Below are 17,747 nucleotides of genomic sequence, written 5' to 3' on the forward strand. Positions count from 1 at the left end.
CCCTGATGCGTTGTCATCCGGGCTACTAGATAATCGCGCGCTGCGGGGATCGACATTCGTTGATCCGTTTTGACTTAGGTAGAGACTTGTCTGGATCCGATTGGGGAATCATTTTGCCCCGGCGGAGTCGGAACATTGCTCGCCAACCTGGCATAAAGATAGCTGGCCGTTGGTTTATTGATCTGTTTTCGGCGAGGGTTGCTCGTGATTGTTAGTCCCTGTAATGCAGCAAAAATGTCTGCCAAACGCATGCGAAGTGCTCTGGTAGCGGGTTCGGCGCTCCTGTGCCTGCTCAGCGCCGGTCAGCTTTGGGCGTTCAATCTTGACGACGTATCGGCCAAGGCCAAAGAGCTGGCCGGGCAGAAGTTCGAAGCCCCGCGCAGCAACCTGCCGAACGAATTCCGTGAAATGAAGTTCGCGGACTACCAGAAGATCCGCTTCCTCACCGAAAAGGCTGAGTGGGCCGATCAGAAGACGCCGTTCAAGCTCTCCTTCTATCACCAGGGTATGCACTTCGATACGCCGGTGAAAATCAACGAAATCACCGCGAACACCGTCTCGGAGATCAAATACGATCCGAGCCGCTTCGATTTCGGCGATCTGAAATTCGATCCGAAAGCCACCGAGCAACTGGGTTATGCCGGTTTCCGTGTGCTGTATCCGATCAACAAGGCCGACAAGCAGGACGAGATCATGACCATGCTCGGCGCGAGCTACTTCCGCGTCGTCGGCAAGGGCCACACCTATGGTCTGTCGGCCCGTGGTCTGGCGATCGACACCGCGCTGCCGTCGGGCGAAGAATTCCCGCGTTTCCGCGAGTTCTGGATTCAGCAGCCCAAGCCCGGTGACAAGCACCTGGTGATCTTCGCTCTGCTCGATTCGCCGCGTGCCACCGGTGCCTACCGTTTGATCCTGCGTCCGGGCAGCGACACCATCGTCGACGTCAAGGCGCAGATGTTCCTGCGTGACAAAGTCGGCAAACTGGGCATCGCGCCGCTGACCAGCATGTTCCTGTTCGGCGCCAACCAGCCGTCGAAAGTGCTCAACTACCGTCGTGAACTGCACGACTCCAGCGGTCTGTCGATCCATGCCGGCAACGGCGAGTGGATCTGGCGCCCACTGAACAACCCGAAACATCTGGCCGTAAGCAACTTCAGCGTCGAGAACCCGCGTGGTTTCGGTCTGCTGCAGCGTGGCCGTGACTTCAGCCACTACGAAGACCTCGACGACCGCTACGACAAGCGCCCAAGCGCCTGGATCGAGCCGAAGGGCGAGTGGGGCAAGGGCACTGTCGATCTGGTAGAGATTCCGACCGCTGACGAAACCAACGACAACATCGTTGCGTTCTGGAGCCCGGAAAAATGCCGGAGCCAGGCCAGCCGCTGGACTTCGCCTACCGTATGCACTGGACCATGGACGAAGCAGCAATTCACGCGCCGGACAGCGCCTGGGTGGCGCAGACCCTGCGTTCGACCGGTGACGTCAAGCAATCCAACCTGATCCGTCAGCCGGATGGCAGCGTTGCCTATCTGGTCGACTTCGAAGGCCCGTCGCTGGCGGCCCTGACGCCGGATGCCGACGTGCGCAGTCAGGTCAGCGTCGGCGACAACGCCGAACTGGTCGAGAACAGCGTGCGCTACAACCCGGAAACCAAGGGCTGGCGCTTGACCCTTCGAATGAAGATCAAGGATCCGAGCAAGGCAACCGAAATGCGCGCCGCCCTGGTTCAGCCAGTGGTTACCGCAGATCTGGCCAAATCGGTGCCAGCCTCCAACTCGTCGGTCGCCAAGGCTGACAAGGTTGCCGCCAAGCAACAGGAAAAACTCGACAAGGAAGCCAAGGCCGCCGAAGCCAAACAGGCTGAAGCCAAGCCTGCAGCCGACGCCAAGGACAAGGCCAATAAAGACGCCAAGCAGCCAGTCGCTGCCGACGCGGCCCCAGCCACACCGGAATCGGCGCCGACTGAAGAAGTCCTGACCGAGACCTGGAGCTATCAGTTGCCTGCCGATGAGTAATTCACCAGTACAGCCAGAGACTCTGTCCGAGTATCTGGCGCATCTGCCGATGACCGACGAGCAACGCGCGGAACTCGCGGGTTGCCAGTCGTTCAGCGAGCTGCATGAACGCCTGTCATCCTCGACATTCGACGCCCCTGCCGAAGCCGCCCAGGCTTCGGTGGGCAAGCGTCTGACCCTGAGCACTGCCGAAGAACTGGCTGAAGCGGAAATGCTGGTGCTCGACGCCAGTGGTCGGGTCAGCCTCAAGGCGACGCCGCCGATCCGCCGTACCAAGGTGGTGCCGGAGCCGTGGCGCACCAATATCCTGGTGCGTGGCTGGCGCCGTCTGACCGGGCGCACCAACCCGCCGCAGCCGCCGAAGGACGCCAATGTCCTGCCGGCCGCGCGCTGGCGCACCGTCGGTTCGATCCGCCGCTATATCCTGTTGTTGCTGATGCTTGGCCAGACCATCGTTGCCGGCTGGTACATGAAAGGCATCATGCCGTATCAGGGCTGGTCGTTCGTCGATCTGGATGAAGTCCTGCATCAGCCGCTGCTGCAAACCGCCACGCAAGTGCTGCCGTACGCGCTGCAAACCAGCATTCTGATTCTGTTCGGGATTCTGTTCTGCTGGGTGTCGGCCGGTTTCTGGACCGCGCTGATGGGCTTCCTCGAGTTGCTCACCGGCCACGATAAATACCGTATCTCCGGGAAAAGCGCCGGTAACGAGCCGATTCCAAAAGATGCGCGTACTGCGCTGGTAATGCCGATCTGCAACGAAGACGTGCCGCGTGTATTCGCCGGCCTGCGTGCCACGTTCGAATCGGTAGCCGCTACCGGTGATCTGGATCGCTTCGACTTCTTCGTCCTCAGCGACAGTAACGACACCGATATCTGCGTCGCCGAGCAACAGGCCTGGCTGGATGTCTGCCGCGAGGCCAAGGGCTTCGGCAAGATCTTCTATCGCCGTCGTCGCCGTCGTGTGAAACGCAAGAGCGGCAACCTCGACGACTTCTGCCGTCGTTGGGGTGGTGACTACAAGTACATGGTCGTGCTCGACGCCGACTCGGTGATGAGTGGCGAGTGCCTGACCAGTCTGGTGCGCCTGATGGAAGCCACGCCGGACGCCGGGATCATCCAGACCGCGCCGCGTGCGTCGGGCATGGACACCCTGTATGCGCGCATGCAGCAGTTCGCCACCCGCGTGTACGGCCCGCTGTTTACCGCCGGTCTGCACTTCTGGCAGTTGGGTGAATCCCACTACTGGGGGCACAACGCGATCATCCGCATGAAGCCGTTCATCGACCACTGCGCCCTGGCGCCGTTGCCGGGCAAGGGCGCGTTCTCCGGTGCGATCCTGTCCCACGACTTCGTCGAAGCTGCACTGATGCGCCGTGCCGGTTGGGGCGTATGGATTGCCTACGACTTGCCGGGCAGTTACGAAGAGTTGCCGCCGAACCTGCTCGACGAGCTCAAGCGTGACCGTCGCTGGTGCCACGGCAACCTGATGAACTTCCGCCTGTTCCTGGTCAAGGGCATGCACCCAGTGCACCGCGCGGTGTTCCTCACCGGCGTGATGTCGTACCTGTCGGCGCCGTTATGGTTCTTCTTCCTCGTTTTGTCGACGGCGCTGCTGGCGGTGAACACGCTGATGGAGCCGCAGTACTTCCTCGAACCGCGTCAGCTCTATCCGCTGTGGCCGCAATGGCACCCGGACAAGGCCATCGCGCTGTTCTCGACGACCATCGTGCTGCTGTTCCTGCCGAAGCTGTTGAGCATCATCCTGATCTGGGCCAAGGGCGCGAAAGAGTTCGGCGGCAAGTTCAAGGTGACCCTGTCGATGCTCTTGGAGATGCTGTTCTCCATGCTGCTGGCGCCGGTGCGGATGATTTTCCACACACGCTTCGTCCTTGCCGCGTTCCTCGGCTGGGCCGCGACCTGGAATTCGCCGCAACGTGACGACGACTCGACGCCGTGGAGCGAAGCGGTCAAGCGCCACGGTCCGCAGACGTTGCTGGGCTTTCTCTGGGCATTGTTGGTGATCTGGCTGAACCCGAGCTTCCTCTGGTGGCTGGTGCCGATCGTCGGTTCGCTGATGCTGTCGATCCCGGTGTCGGTGATCTCCAGCCGTGTGGGTCTGGGCCTGAAATCCCGCGACGAGAGCCTGTTCCTCATCCCCGAGGAATACAATCCGCCGCAGGCGTTGCTGGCAACCGACCAGTACACCCACGAAAACCGTTATCACGCCCTCAACGACGGCTTCGTCCGCGCCGTGGTCGATCCACAGCAGAACGCCCTGGCGTGCTCGCTGGCGACCTCGCGTCACGGCCAGGCCGAACCGATCGAGTGGCTGCGTCAGGAGCGGGTGCGTCACGCGATCAAGGTCGGCCCGGCCGGGCTGAACAACCATGATCGCTTGCAACTGCTCAGTGACCCTGTCGCACTGGCGCGTCTGCATGAGCAGGTCTGGGCCGAAGGTCACGCCGAGTGGCTGGACGCCTGGCGATCGTCGGTGAAAGCCGATCCGCATGCGCCGTTGCTGCCGCTGCGACCGGTGAGTTTGCAGGCTCAGCCGGCCTGATGAAATTGCCCCGCGAATGCGGGCTTTTTAAAGATCGCAGCCTTCGGCAGCTCCTGCAGGGTGTACATCGATCCTGTGTAGGAGCTGCCGAAGTCTGCGATTTTTTGCTTGTACGGCCTGACCCGTCACAATAATTGCCGGCAAAAAGCCTTGTGCTAATGGACGAGTGCGTTAGCATCCGTCCCCGAATTGGCGCGCCCGGGCTTTTTGCCCGTCTCTGTCGTTTTCGCGCCGCACACGCAATGGTTTTGGGGACTTGAAGATGAAGAAGTATCTGTCGATGCTGCTGGTCGGCGTCACGGCACTGGTTGCAGTCAATGCGGCGCAGGCCGGCGCTATCGATGACGCGGTCAAGCGCGGCTCGCTGAAAGTCGGCATGGACCCGACCTACATGCCGTTTGAGATGACCAACAAACGCGGCGAAATCATCGGTTTCGAAGTCGATATCCTCAAAGCCATGACCAAGGCCATGGGCGTCAAGCTCGAGCTGGTCTCGACCGGTTACGACGGCATCATTCCAGCGCTGATGACCGACAAGTTCGACATGATCGGCAGCGGCATGACCCTGACCCAGGAGCGCAATCTGCGCCTGAACTTCAGCGATCCGTTCATCGTCGTCGGCCAGACCCTGCTGATCCGCAAGGAGCTGGAAGGCACGATCAAGTCCTACAAAGACCTGAACACGGCTGACTACCGCATCACCTCCAAGCTCGGCACCACCGGCGAAATGGTCGCCAGGAAGCTGATCTCCAAAGCCAAGTACCACGGCTACGACAACGAACAGGAAGCTGTGCTCGACGTGGTCAATGGCAAGGCTGACGCCTTTATCTACGACGCGCCGTACAACGTTGTCGCCCTGAACAAAGTCGGCGCCGGCAAACTGGTGTTCCTCGACAAGCCGTTCACCTACGAGCCACTGGCCTTCGGTCTGAAGAAGGGCGATTTCGACAGCCTCAACTTCATCAACAACTTCCTGCACCAGATCCACGAAGACGGCACCTACGATCGCATCCATGACAAGTGGTTCAAGAGCACCGAGTGGCTCAAGGACATGGAATAACGCGCATCCGCTGATCGTTCCCACGCTCTGCGTGGGAACGCATCCTGTGGCGCTCCGCGTCACGAACAGGCAGGGACGCAGAGCGTCCCGAGCGGCATTCCCACGCAGAGCGTGGGAACGATCATCCGAGAACCTGCAATGAAACAGAAAAAAGCCCAATGGCCCTGGCACGTCCTCACCGTGCTGGTGCTGGTCGGCCTGGCCGGCGCGTTGTATTACGCGACGTCGCTGATGTCCTACGAGTGGCGCTGGAACCGCGTGCCGCAGTACTTCGCCTATCAGGCCGAAGAGGCCCAGCGCGCCGCGGACATTTCCACGGTCACCGAGCTGGTGCGCAAGGGCGGCAGTGCCCAGGTCACGCTGCGTAACGATGCCGGTGACGAACAGCACCTGACGGTCGACGAAAACAGCCTGCAATTCGCTCAGGGTGACGATGTCGCTGAAGGCGACGTCGTGGGCGTGACCCGGCATTGGGCGGCAGGACCGCTGTTGTGGGGGTTGTGGACCACGCTTTGGCTGTCGCTCGTGTCCGGTGTTCTCGGTTTGCTGATCGGTCTGGTCACGGGCCTCTGCCGCCTGTCGAACAACCCGACCCTGCGCGACCTCTCGACGATCTACGTCGAACTGGTACGCGGCACGCCGCTGCTGGTGCAGATTTTCATTTTCTATTTCTTCATCGGCACGGTGATGAACCTGTCCCGCGAGTTCGCCGGGATCGCCGCGCTGTCGCTGTTCACTGGCGCCTACGTGGCCGAAATCATCCGTTCCGGCGTGCAATCGATTGCCCGTGGCCAGAACGAAGCTGCGCGCTCGCTGGGCCTGAGTGCCGGCCAGTCGATGCGCCATGTGGTCTTGCCACAGGCATTCAAACGCGTGCTGCCGCCGCTGGCCGGGCAATTCATCAGTCTGGTCAAGGACACTTCGCTGGTGTCGGTGATCGCCATCACCGAGCTGCTGAAAAGCGGCCGGGAAGTTATCACCACCTCGTTTTCGCCGTTCGAAATCCTGTTCTGCGTCGCCGGTCTGTACCTGTTGATCAACCTGCCGCTGTCGAAAATCGCCAGCCGGCTTGAGCGGAGGCTCGCGCAAAGTGATTGAAGTCCGCGATCTGGTAAAAGTCTTCGACACCCGTGGCCAGGTTGTGCGCGCTGTGGATAACGTCAGCACCCACGTCGCCAAGGGCGAAGTGCTGGTGGTAATCGGCCCGTCCGGTTCCGGCAAGTCGACTTTCTTGCGTTGCCTCAACGGTCTGGAAGAATTCGACTCCGGCTCGGTGAGCATCGACGGCCTGCAACTGGCTGACGCCAAAACCGACGTCAACGCTTATCGCCGCGAAGTCGGCATGGTCTTCCAGCATTTCAACCTGTTCCCGCACATGACCGTGCTGGAGAACCTCTGTCTGGCGCAGAAAGTCGTGCGCAAGCGCGGCAAGAAAGAGCGCGAGGCCAAGGCCATGGCGTTGCTGGAGAAGGTCGGCATTGCGCAGAAGGCCAACGAGTTTCCGTCACGCCTGTCCGGCGGTCAGCAACAGCGCGTGGCGATTGCCCGGGCGCTGGCGATGGAGCCGAAAGTCATGCTGTTCGATGAACCGACCTCGGCCCTCGACCCGGAAATGGTCGGTGAAGTGCTCGACGTGATGAAAAATCTGGCCGTGGAAGGCATGACCATGGTTTGCGTCACGCACGAGATGGGCTTCGCCCGGGAAGTGGCGGATCGGGTGTTGTTCTTCGATCACGGCAAATTGCTCGAAGATGCCGCGCCGGCGGCATTCTTCGATGCGCCAAAGGATCCGCGCGCTCAGGCCTTCTTGCGCCAGGTTCTTTAACCGCTAAAAAGATCGCAGCGTGCCGCAGCTCTACAGGGATATGTGTACACCTGTGGGAGCTGCCGAAGGCTGCGATCTTTTGTTTTTGGGCTGTTAAACCTTGAAGCGGCCCACCAGCATCTGCAAATGCGTTCCCAACCGCGCCAGCTCAACACTGGACGCTGCGGTCTCTTCACTCGCCGCCGAGGTCTGATCCGACACATCGCGCACGTTGAGCACGCTGCGGTTGATCTCTTCGGCCACGGCGCTCTGCTGCTCGGCAGCAGCGGCAATCTGCTGGTTCATCGCCTGGATCGCCGAGACGGTGCGGGTAATGCTCTCCAGTGAGCCGCCGGCGCGCCGGGTCAGTTCGACGCTGCTGTCGGTGAGGCTACGGCTGTTGTCCATTATCGTCGCCACTTGCTGGGTGCCGTTTTGCAGGCCGAGGATCAACTCTTCGATTTCTTCCGTGGACTTCTGCGTGCGCTGGGCGAGGCTGCGCACTTCGTCGGCAACCACGGCGAACCCACGTCCGGCTTCACCGGCACGGGCCGCTTCGATGGCGGCGTTGAGAGCCAGCAGGTTGGTTTGCTGGGCGACCGACTTGATCACGTCGAGGACGCTGCCGATCTTGTCGCTTTCACGCTTGAGCTCGCCCATGGCTTCGGTGGAATGCCCCACCTCGAGCGCCAGACGTTCGATCTGGGCGATGGCTTCGCCGACAACCTTGTCGCCTTCGCGGGCCTGTTGGTCAGCGGCGACGGCGGCCTCGGAAGCCTCTTCAGCGTTGCGCGCGACTTCCTGAACGGTAGCGGCCATTTCGTTCATGGCGGTGGCGACCTGATCGGTCTCGACCTTCTGATTGTTGACCCCGGCGCTGGTCTGCTCGGTCACCGCCGAGAGTTCTTCGGCGGCGCTGGCGATCTGCGTGACGCCGTCGCTGATGCCGCCGATCAATTCGCGCAGGCCTTGGGTCATGCTTTGCATCGAGCGCTGCAACTGGCCAAGCTCATCGCGACGCAGGGACACCAGGTTGTGGGTCAGGTCGCCGGCGGCCACGCGTTCGGCGACTTTCAGGGTCTGGGTCAGCGGAATGATGATTTGTCGAGTGATCGCCCAGGCAGCAATCAGACCGAAGGCCAATGCCAGCGCAGTGGCGATCAGCAGCATGTTCTTGGCATGGGCGGCATCGGTGTCGCGCACCACGGTTTGCGATTCGGTGAGTTTTTTGCTGACCGACATCAGGATCTCGCCCTGAGCCGACATGTTAGCCAGGGCGGCGGTGTTCTTGACCTGCGAATCACGGAACTGGGCAACAGCAGCGCGGTAGGCCTTGAGCGAGTCGGTGGCTTGCTGCAGGTTGGCGATGTGCTGCTCCGGCACGCGGGTCGGCAGGCTCTCGAGATTTTTCAGCGCATTGTCGATGGCGGTCAGCGCCGGTTGCTCGGCATCGGCCTTGCCGCTGTAGGTGTAACCGCGCACCTGATAGCGCGCCTGCTGCAACAGTTTGCTCAGCTCGATCACCGCGTTGTATTGGGCGACGCTGTCGCCTTGCAGCAGCGCGCTTTCGACTTCGCTGACCTTGGCCACGGCATTATCAGCGTTAGCGCCCAGCTTGCTGCGCGCATCTTCACGCTGCACGGTGGCCTGGGTCATTTCGCCGAAGGCGCGTTTGTATTCGGCAACCGCAGCCAATTGCTGATCGACCATCGCCACGTCGGACGGCTGCTCGATCATGCCGCGTGCCGATTGCAGACCGCTTTCGAGTTGGTTGAGGTATCCGTTGACCGCGCCCGGACCCTGTTCGCCACGGCGCATGTCGTAGTCCATGCGTGCCAGGCGCAGGTCCTTGGTCAGCTCGTTGAGGCTGGAAATGAAGCCGAGCTTGTCGCCACGGCTGATAATCCCACTCATGCCGGTCCAGCCGGTGAAAGTGATCAACAGCGTCAGCAACAGCACCAGGCCGAAACCGATGCCCAGCTTGCGTTTGACGCTGACGTTTCCAAGACTCTCGGCTAACCAACGGTACATGCGACCACTCCCTTCGGACCACTCAATTGGACTTATAGGGGCTGTATCGGCTGGGTGATGGCAATCTGTAACGCCTTTTGTCCGACGCGGTTGCGTCAGAACAGGCGTGCAAGCAGGGCGGTAACGGCGGTTTCGACGCGCAGGATGCGCTCGCCCAGTTGCACCGGTTGCAGGCCGGATTTGGCCAGCAGATCGATTTCGTAGGGAATCCAGCCACCCTCGGGGCCGATGGCCAGGGTCACCGGTTCGCTCAGGGCGCGCGGGCAGGGTGGGAAGTTGCCGGGGTGGCCGACCAGGCCTAGGGTGCCCTCGGCGATCGCCGGCAAGCGATCTTCAACAAAAGGCTTGAAGCGCTTTTCGATGACGATCTCTGGCAGCACCGTATCGCGAGCCTGTTCGAGCCCGAGGATCAACTGCTCACGAATCGCTTCCGGCTCCAGAAATGGCGTCTGCCAGAAGCTTTTTCGACGCGATAGCTATTGACCAGAATCACCTTGGCCACACCCATGGTCGCAACGGTCTGGAACACGCGGCGGAGCATTTTCGGCCGGGGCAGGGCCAGCACCAGCGTCAGCGGCAACTTGACCGGCGGTGGCTGGTCGAGGCTGACACGCAGTTCCGCTTCGCCTGCTTCCAGACGCAACAACTCGGCCGAACCCATCAACCCGTTGATGCGCCCGACGCGCAGGCTGTCGCCCACTTCCGAGCGATGCACTTCCTGCATGTGGGTCAGGCGGCGATCACCCAGGATTACGCGGTCCGCCGCAATGAAATCGGCCTCTTCGAGCAGCAGCAGGTTCATGCCTGGGTCGCTGGCGGCTGGTCGTTGTGGTCGTCGGCCGGGGTTTCGTCCGGGCGTTCGCGCTTGCTGACCAGCGCGCCGAAGAGAATGCCGATCTCGAACAGCATCCACATCGGTACAGCCAGCAGCGTCTGCGAGAAGATGTCCGGCGGGGTCAGGATCATGCCGACCACGAAGCAGCCGATGATCACGTACGGGCGGATTTTCTTCAGGTATTTGACGTCGACCACGCCGATCCAAACCAGCAGTACCACGGCCACCGGGATTTCGAACGCGACGCCAAAAGCGAAGAACAGCGTCATGACGAAATCGAGGTAGCTGGCAATGTCGGTCATCATCTCCACGCCGGCCGGTGTAGCGGCGGCGAAGAACTTGAAGATCAGCGGAAAGACGAAGTAATAGGCGAACGCCATGCCGATGTAAAACAGCAGGATGCTGGAGATCAGCAGCGGCACCGCGACGCGTTTTTCATGCTTGTACAGGCCTGGCGCGATAAAGCCCCAGATCTGATGCAGGATCACTGGAATCGCAAGGAACAGCGAAACCATCATCGTCAGTTTCAGCGGCGTCAGGAACGGCGACGACACGTCGGTGGCGATCATCGTCGCGCCGACCGGCAGGTACTGGCGCAGCGGCGTCGAGACGAAGGTGTAGATCTGCTGGGTAAACGCGAACAGCCCGGCAAAGATAATGAAGATCGCCGCCACGCAACGCAGCAGGCGGGTGCGCAACTCGGTGAGGTGCGAAACCAGCGGCATGTGCTGGTCGTTTTCGGGGAGATCGCTCATGGGGCTCGCGGCGGCAATGTTGGGTCGTGAGGCGCTGGTGCAGTCGGCGCGGCGGAGGGCGCTACGTGTTCGACCGATGTGTCTGTGGTAATCGGTGCGGGTCCTGGCGGTGTTACAACAGGTGCAGGAGTCGGAGCGGCAGCGCTGTGAATCGTCTGCTCGCCCACGTGCTCAGGCGGCGTCGGCTCCTGCTGGTTCGGATTGAAGATCTTCCGCGCCTCTTGCTCCAGCGACAGAATATGCTCGTTGTGCAGTTGCCGACGGATCTCGTCGGCACCGATTTCACGTTCAACTTCCTGTTTGATCGCGTTGAAGCTGCGCTTCAGACGGCCGACCCACAGACCGGCGGTGCGCGCAGCGCCCGGCAGACGCTCGGGGCCGAGCACCAGCAGGGCAACGAGGCCGACGAGCAGCAATTCAGAGAAGCTGATACCAAACATTAGTCAGTGCTCACACGTCTTTGCGGATCGGCTCTTCGACTTTCTGCGCCTGCACGTCGATGGTGTGCGGCGGGTTGGCCTGGGCGGTGGTTTGCGGCTGCACCGGTGGCACTGGCTGCGCCGGCGGGGTCACGTTCGGCTCGGTCGGTTTTTCATCGTCGTTCATGGCTTTGCGAAAGCCCTTGATCGATTCGCCAACGTCGGTGCCAAGGTTTTTCAGTTTCTTGGTACCGAACACCAGCACCACGACAATCAGAATGACGACCCAGTGTTTCCAGTCAAAAATGCCCATGTGGCGATTCCTCTCTAAAAGTTGTTCAGGCGGACGGACGCGAGGCTTTCTCGACGTGTCCGGACAGGCCGAAGCGACGGTCCAGTTCATCCAGCACGGCCTGCGGATGCTGCCCCAGTTGGGCGAGCATGACCATGCTGTGGAACCACAGGTCGGCGGTCTCGTAGATCACATCACTGCAATCGCCGCTGATGGCGGCATCCTTGGCGGCAATAATGGTTTCGACCGACTCTTCGCCGACTTTCTCCAGAATCTTGTTCAGCCCCTTGTGATACAGGCTGGCGACATACGAGCTGTCGGCTGCTGCGCCTTTGCGCTCTTCAAGTACCTGAGCGAGGCGGGTCAGGGTGTCACTCATGTGTGTGTCCTGCGGAATAGATAGCGTGCGGGTCTTTCAGAACCGGGTCGACCGTTTTCCAGTCGCCGTTTTCGAAGACCCGGTAAAAGCAGCTTTGACGGCCGGTGTGGCAAGCGATGTCGCCGATCTGTTCAACCATGAGGATGATCACGTCGGCGTCACAGTCCAGACGCATTTCATGCAGGGTCTGCACATGGCCGGACTCTTCGCCCTTGCGCCACAGCTTGCCACGGGAACGTGACCAGTAGATTGCACGATTCTCCGCTGCGGTCAGTTCCAGCGCTTCGCGGTTCATCCAGGCCATCATCAATACGCGCCCGGTCTTGTGATCCTGAGCGATCGCCGGCACCAGGCCGTCAGCGTCCCACTTGATCTCGTCCAGCCAGTTTTTCATCTTCAAATCTCGAAAAGCAGCAGCAAGCCATGAGCTTCAAGTTGCAAGTAAAAGCAGGTTGCGCGGTGTACCTGTGTCGTCAAGCTTGAGGCTTGCAGCTTATAACTTGCAGCTCAAACCTGCTATCGGCGAACGACCAGATACAAACCGACCGCGATCATGATTCCGGCGGGCCAGTGCGACCACTCGGTCAACGGGCCGCCCGCAGCGAGGATCGCGCCGCCGGCCAGATGCGCGCAGCCGAGCAGGCGCAGGAACCAGTCGTCCTTGCGTTTGCGCCACGGCGGCGGTGGGTCTTTGGCGTGAGGTTGCGACATGCGTTCGAGCAGGTCGCGGGCCATGTTCGACAGGTGCGGAATTTGCTCCAGCTGGCTCTGCACGTTGCCCAGCAAGGCTTTCGGGCTGACGCGTTCGCGCATCCAGCGCTCGAGAAACGGCTGCGCGGTGTTCCACAGATCCAGATCCGGATACAGCTGGCGACCGAGGCCTTCGATGTTCAGCAAGGTCTTCTGCAACAGCACCAGTTGCGGCTGCACTTCCATGTTGAAACGGCGTGCGGTCTGGAACAGGCGCATCAGCACCTGGCCAAATGAAATATCTTTTAACGGTTTTTCGAAGATCGGTTCGCACACCGTACGGATCGCCGCTTCGAATTCGTTGAGTTTGGTTTCCGCCGGCACCCAGCCCGAATCGATGTGCAACTGCGCCACACGGCGGTAGTCACGCTTGAAGAAAGCGAACAGGTTGCGCGCCAGATAATCCTGGTCTTCCGGGGTCAGGCTGCCGACGATGCCGCAGTCGATCGCGATGTACTGCGGGCTCCACGGGTTCACCGTGCTGACGAAGATGTTGCCCGGGTGCATGTCGGCGTGGAAGAAGCTGTCGCGGAACACCTGAGTGAAGAAAATCTCCACACCACGCTCGGCGAGCATTTTCATGTCGGTGCGCTGGTCGGCAAGGGTCGCCAGATCGGTGACCTGAATGCCGTAGATGCGCTCCATCACCAGCACTTTCGGCCGGCACCAATCCCAATAGACTTGCGGTACATAAAGCAGCTGCGAGCCTTCGAAGTTGCGGCGTAACTGGCTGGCGTTGGCCGCCTCGCGCAACAGATCGAGTTCGTCGTAAATGGTCTTTTCGTAATCCTGTACCACGTCGACCGGGTGCAACAGGCGCGCGTCAGCGGAGAATTTCTCGGCGGCGCGGGCAAGAATGAACAGCCACGCCAGATCCTGCGCGATCACCGGTTTCAGGCCCGGGCGAATGACCTTCACCACGACTTCTTCGCCGCTTTTCAGCTGCGCCGCGTGCACCTGCGCCACCGAAGCCGAGGCCAGAGGGGCAACGTCGAAACGGCTGAACACTTCGCTGATTTTCTTGCCCAGCTGTTCTTCGATCAGCTTGATCGACACTTGCGAATCGAACGGCGGCACGCGGTCCTGCAGCAGCATCAGCTCATCGGCGATGTCTTCCGGCAACAGGTCGCGGCGGGTCGAAAGAATCTGCCCGAACTTGATGAAGATCGGCCCCAGATCCTGCAATGCCAGGCGCAAGCGCGCGCCACGATTGAGCTCCAGCGGCTTGCGCGGCAGCCAGCGCCACGGCAGCAAAAAGCGCACGGCCAGAAGAAACCAGGGCAGTGGCAGATCGAACAGCAGGTCATCGAGGCGGTAGCGGATCACGACGCGCTGGATGCGCAACAGACGGCGGACGGCAAGCAGCTTCATGCGTTATCGCTTGGGTCGAGGGATCGGGAAAGGCGCTCGAAACGCGCCTCGAGTCGTTCCAGATCAAGTTTGATCCGGTCCAGTTCGCTGAATCGCGCCTCGGCTTCGCGTTGCCCGACGAGGGTGCGCGATTCTTCGGCGAGGTATTCGGCAAGATTCTGGTTGAGGCTGGCAAATCCTTGTTGATACCAGCGCGCGCGGCTGCGCAGATGGCCACCGAGCAGTTGCGTGGCGACCGGGCCGAGCCAGCGCGAGAGTTCGTACTCCCAGTCCAGCTCGAGGTCTTGCAGTACGCCGGCCAGTTCCAGCAACACGCCGCTGTTGCCATCGAGCTCGACTTCCGGTGCGTGCAGCACGGCGGTCTTGTCTTTGCTCAGGGCCAGTTTCACCAGGCTTGAGGCCGGTGCACGCAACGTGCAATCGACATCCGCTGCCCACTGCGAAGCCAGCATCAGGCCCTCATCGCTGGGCAGAATGAACAATTGCAGCGCCGGGCTGCGGCAGTCGACGGCAATCACCTTGCCGGTCAGATGCGCCAGGCGCGGCAGCGCCGTGCTGTCGAGACGCAGCACCCGGTTGAGGCCGAGTTCGACGCTGGCGAGCAGCCCGGTAAGCAACATCAGGGCTTGATGCCGCGGTGCAGGGCGACGATGCCTGCGGTCATGTTGTGATAGGTCACGCGGTCGAAACCGGCCTCGACCATCATCGACTTCAGGGTTTCCTGATTCGGGTGCATGCGGATCGATTCGGCCAGGTAGCGATAGCTTTCCGAATCGTTGGTGATCAGCTTGCCCATCAGCGGCATGAAGGCGAACGAGTAGGCGTCGTAGGCTTTGGACATAAGTGCGTTGGTCGGCTTGGAGAATTCCAGCACCAGCAGGCGCCCGCCGGGCTTGAGCACGCGCAGCATCGAACGCAGCGCGTCTTCTTTGTGCGTGACGTTGCGCAGGCCGAAGGCGATGGTCACGCAGTCGAAATGGTTGTCCGGGAACGGCAGTTTTTCCGCGTCGGCCTGGACGAATTCGACGTTGCCGGCAACGCCGAGATCGAGCAGGCGATCACGGCCGACCTTGAGCATCGATTCGTTGATGTCGGCCAGCACGACCTGGCCGGTCGGGCCGACGAGGTTCGAGAACTTGCGGGTCAGGTCGCCGGTGCCACCGGCGATGTCGAGCACGCGGTTGCCGCTGCGCACGCCGGAAAGCTCGATCGCGAACCGCTTCCACAGACGGTGCATGCCGCCCGACAGAAGGTCGTTCATCAGGTCGTATTTCGCGGCTACGGAATGGAAAACCTCAGCGACTTTTTCCGCTTTCTGGCTTTCCGGAACGTTTTTGAAGCCGAAGTGAGTGGTGGGTTCGGCATCGCTGCCTTTGCGCTGATCAGTCATATCGCTGTCACCAAAAGAGAATGCGCGACATTCTAATCCCCACGCCATGCTTTGTCTTGGAATGGCTAAAGGTAAGATGGGCAACCTTCGGGACGATTTGCCGCAGATGCGGTCAAGATTCAACGATAGCCATTCAATCATCAGGAGTCATTCCATGGCCAAAATCAGTGTTGAGCGCGCCCACACCCTGGGCAAGGAAGCCGCCCGCGAGAAGGCCGACAAATTGGCCAAAAAGCTAAATGAACAATACGGCCTGGAGCCGCAGTGGTCGGGCGATACCTTGAACCTCAAGCGCTCGGGCGTAAAAGGCGAAGTGCATGTGGCGGACGATTCGATCCGGGTCGACGTCGAACTGGGCCTGATGATGTCGGCCATGAGCGGCATGATCAAAGCCGAGATCGAGAAAGCCCTCGACAAAGCCCTCGCCTGATTCAGGTTGAAATCCAGTCCCCCTGTGGGAGCGAGCCTGCTCGCGAAAGCGGTCTTTCAGTCAAATTATCCGTGACTGACAAACCGCTTTCGCGAGCAGGCTCGCTCCCACATTTGTTTAATGATGCTCCCGCTGGTTAGGGTGCCCTTTCTAATTTTTCTGCCTACTTTGTGCCTGAGCCCGACACTCGTCCGGCAGTTCCTCAAACCTTCTGCGCGTGAGGTGCACCATGGCCAAAGTCATTTTGAAGAAAAAATCGACGCTCCGACTTCCACTCTGAGCGACGTCAAATCCTATGCCCGCAAGATCTGGCTGGCAGGCCTGGGCGCCTATACCAAGGTCGGGCAGGAGGGCAGCGAGTACTTTCAAGAGCTCGTCGCCGCCGGTCAAACTGTTGAAAAGAAAGGCAAAAAAGCCGTCACCGAAAAACTCCTCGCAGCCAACGCCGAGATCGATGACGCGGCCACTCAGGTCAGCTCGTTCAAGGGCCGCGTTGAAGTTCAGCTCGACAAGGTCGAGAAGGCCTTCGACAACCGTGTGGCCAGCGCCTTGAATCGGATCGGCATTCCGTCTAAACATGACGTTGAGGCACTCTCTGCTAAGCTCGATGAGCTGACGGCATTGCTCGAACGCGTCGCGCGAAAATCTTAAGGAGAACGGGATGGCTGGCAAAAAGAACACCGATAAAGAAAGCAGCTCGTGGGTCGGGAAGGTCGAGTCCTACTCCCGCAAAATCTGGCTGGCTGGTTTAGGCGTGTACTCGAAGATCGACACTGACGGCAGCAAACTCTTCGATGCATTGGTCAAAGACGGCGAGAAAGCCGAGAAGCTCACCAAGACTGCTGTCGGCAAGAAAGTCGAGGACTCGACCTCCTCGGCCAAGTCGCGCATCAGCGGCGTGAAGGACCGCGCCATGGGCAAGTGGGACGAGCTGGAAGGCGCATTCGACAAGCGTCTGAACAGCGCGATTTCGCGCCTGGGTGTACCGAGCCGCAATGAGGTCAAGGCACTCAACGCCAAGGTCGATACGCTGACCAAACAGATCGAGAAACTCACCGGTCTGAAAGCTCAGCCTGTGGCGGCGAAAACCGCTGCGGCGAAACCTGCCAGTAAAACTGCAGCGGCCAAACCTGCGGCGAAAACCGCAGCCAAGCCACTGGCCAAAGCGGCAGCAAAACCTGCTGCGAAAGCTGCGACCAAAACTGCGGCCGCCAAGCCTGCGACCAAAGCTGCCGCCAAACCGGTTGCCGCCAAAGCCGCTGCGAAACCGGCAGCCAAAGCAGCAGCAAAACCTGCGGCTAAAACTGCAGCGAAACCAGCAGCGAAGACCGCTGCCGCCAAACCTGCTGCGAAGCCTGCGGCCAAACCGGCTGCGGCGAAAAAGCCTGCTGTGAAAAAACCGGCCGCGCCGAAAGCCGCTGCGCCAAAACCGGCCGCTACGCCATCGACTGCTCCAACAGCCCCGGCCAGCGCGGCAAACTCCGCTGCGGCACCTACGGCAGCAGCTACACCGACTGCAGCATCGACACCGTCGACGCCATCCAGTCAGTCCTGATTGCAGGGCAAATCAAAAACGCCCGGCCTGTGAAGGTCGGGCGTTTTTGTTTCTCAAGAATGCCGTGAATCCCTTGTGGGAGCGGGCTTGCTCGCGAA

15 protein-coding genes and 3 pseudogenes are annotated in these 17,747 nt (G+C 60.7%); 8 read left to right on the top strand and 10 right to left on the bottom strand.

Features of this window, described 5'->3' with window-relative positions; translation table 11 throughout:
- Positions 1–234 precede the first annotated feature (234 nt).
- The 5 genes and pseudogenes from LJU32_06435 to LJU32_06455 all read left to right on the top strand — a co-directional run bounded on the left by LJU32_06435 (position 235) and on the right by LJU32_06455 (position 7,463).
- A pseudogene (locus LJU32_06435) lies at positions 235–2,015 on the top strand (glucan biosynthesis protein G).
- Positions 2,008–4,578 (top strand): glucans biosynthesis glucosyltransferase MdoH, encoded by a 2,571-nt coding sequence (gene mdoH, locus LJU32_06440; protein ID WKV89936.1) that lies wholly within the window; start codon positions 2,008–2,010, stop codon positions 4,576–4,578. Before LJU32_06435 ends, mdoH begins: the two are co-directional and overlap by 8 nt.
- Before the next feature lie 262 nt (positions 4,579–4,840).
- A complete protein-coding gene (locus tag LJU32_06445) occupies positions 4,841–5,638 on the top strand; it encodes a transporter substrate-binding domain-containing protein (GenBank protein WKV89937.1) in 798 nt (265 codons plus the stop codon).
- 138 nt (positions 5,639–5,776) lie between these two features.
- Complete coding sequence (locus LJU32_06450; GenBank protein ID WKV89938.1) at positions 5,777–6,736, top strand: amino acid ABC transporter permease; 960 nt, start codon at positions 5,777–5,779, stop codon at positions 6,734–6,736.
- Positions 6,729–7,463, top strand: coding sequence for an amino acid ABC transporter ATP-binding protein (locus tag LJU32_06455; protein ID WKV89939.1), 735 nt, complete (start codon positions 6,729–6,731; stop codon positions 7,461–7,463). The genes LJU32_06450 and LJU32_06455 overlap by 8 nt, the downstream gene beginning before the upstream one ends.
- A gap of 93 nt (positions 7,464–7,556) precedes the next feature.
- Here LJU32_06455 and LJU32_06460 read toward each other — a convergent pair whose 3' ends face one another.
- The 10 genes and pseudogenes from LJU32_06460 to ubiE form a co-directional block, all read right to left on the bottom strand.
- Positions 7,557–9,473, bottom strand: a complete 1,917-nt coding sequence (locus LJU32_06460) for a methyl-accepting chemotaxis protein (protein WKV89940.1) — start codon at positions 9,471–9,473, stop codon at positions 7,557–7,559.
- Positions 9,474–9,568: 95 nt separating this feature from the next.
- A pseudogene (locus LJU32_06465) lies at positions 9,569–10,275 on the bottom strand (16S rRNA (uracil(1498)-N(3))-methyltransferase).
- Complete coding sequence (gene tatC, locus LJU32_06470; GenBank protein WKV91051.1) at positions 10,272–11,081, bottom strand: twin-arginine translocase subunit TatC; 810 nt, start codon at positions 11,079–11,081, stop codon at positions 10,272–10,274. The pseudogene LJU32_06465 and the gene tatC overlap by 4 nt, the downstream one beginning before the upstream one ends.
- Positions 11,060–11,503, bottom strand: coding sequence for a Sec-independent protein translocase protein TatB (tatB, locus tag LJU32_06475; protein WKV89941.1), 444 nt, complete (start codon positions 11,501–11,503; stop codon positions 11,060–11,062). The genes tatC and tatB overlap by 22 nt, the downstream gene beginning before the upstream one ends.
- A 10-nt stretch (positions 11,504–11,513) precedes the next feature.
- A complete protein-coding gene (locus tag LJU32_06480) occupies positions 11,514–11,795 on the bottom strand; it encodes a twin-arginine translocase TatA/TatE family subunit (GenBank protein WKV89942.1) in 282 nt (93 codons plus the stop codon).
- Positions 11,796–11,820: 25 nt separating this feature from the next.
- Entirely contained in the window at positions 11,821–12,153 is a 333-nt protein-coding gene (locus tag LJU32_06485; GenBank protein ID WKV89943.1) for a phosphoribosyl-ATP diphosphatase, read from the bottom strand.
- Complete coding sequence (hisI, locus tag LJU32_06490) at positions 12,146–12,547, bottom strand: phosphoribosyl-AMP cyclohydrolase (protein WKV89944.1); 402 nt, start codon at positions 12,545–12,547, stop codon at positions 12,146–12,148. Before hisI ends, LJU32_06485 begins: the two co-directional genes overlap by 8 nt.
- 122 nt (positions 12,548–12,669) lie before the next feature.
- Positions 12,670–14,274 carry a ubiquinone biosynthesis regulatory protein kinase UbiB gene (ubiB, locus tag LJU32_06495; protein WKV89945.1) on the bottom strand — a complete coding sequence of 535 codons (1,605 nt, stop codon included), beginning with the start codon at positions 14,272–14,274 and terminating at the stop codon, positions 12,670–12,672.
- On the bottom strand, positions 14,271–14,894 hold the full coding sequence (locus LJU32_06500) for an SCP2 domain-containing protein (GenBank protein WKV89946.1): 624 nt from the start codon (positions 14,892–14,894) through the stop codon (positions 14,271–14,273). The genes ubiB and LJU32_06500 overlap by 4 nt, the downstream gene beginning before the upstream one ends.
- Complete coding sequence (ubiE, locus tag LJU32_06505; protein ID WKV89947.1) at positions 14,894–15,664, bottom strand: bifunctional demethylmenaquinone methyltransferase/2-methoxy-6-polyprenyl-1,4-benzoquinol methylase UbiE; 771 nt, start codon at positions 15,662–15,664, stop codon at positions 14,894–14,896. Before ubiE ends, LJU32_06500 begins: the two co-directional genes overlap by 1 nt.
- Before the next feature lie 154 nt (positions 15,665–15,818).
- Between ubiE and LJU32_06510 the strand changes: the two genes are divergently transcribed.
- From LJU32_06510 to LJU32_06520, 3 genes and pseudogenes are all read left to right on the top strand, one after another.
- Positions 15,819–16,094 (top strand): polyhydroxyalkanoic acid system family protein, encoded by a 276-nt coding sequence (locus tag LJU32_06510; GenBank protein WKV89948.1) that lies wholly within the window; start codon positions 15,819–15,821, stop codon positions 16,092–16,094.
- A 229-nt stretch (positions 16,095–16,323) separates the two neighbouring features.
- Positions 16,324–16,745 (top strand): annotated as a pseudogene (locus LJU32_06515) (phasin family protein).
- A 10-nt stretch (positions 16,746–16,755) separates the two neighbouring features.
- Complete coding sequence (locus LJU32_06520; protein ID WKV89949.1) at positions 16,756–17,649, top strand: phasin family protein; 894 nt, start codon at positions 16,756–16,758, stop codon at positions 17,647–17,649.
- Positions 17,650–17,747: the final 98 nt, after the last annotated feature.

This window comes from Pseudomonas sp. B21_DOA (assembly GCA_030544685.1).
Taxonomy (GTDB): Bacteria; Pseudomonadota; Gammaproteobacteria; order Pseudomonadales; family Pseudomonadaceae; genus Aquipseudomonas; species Aquipseudomonas fluorescens_AO.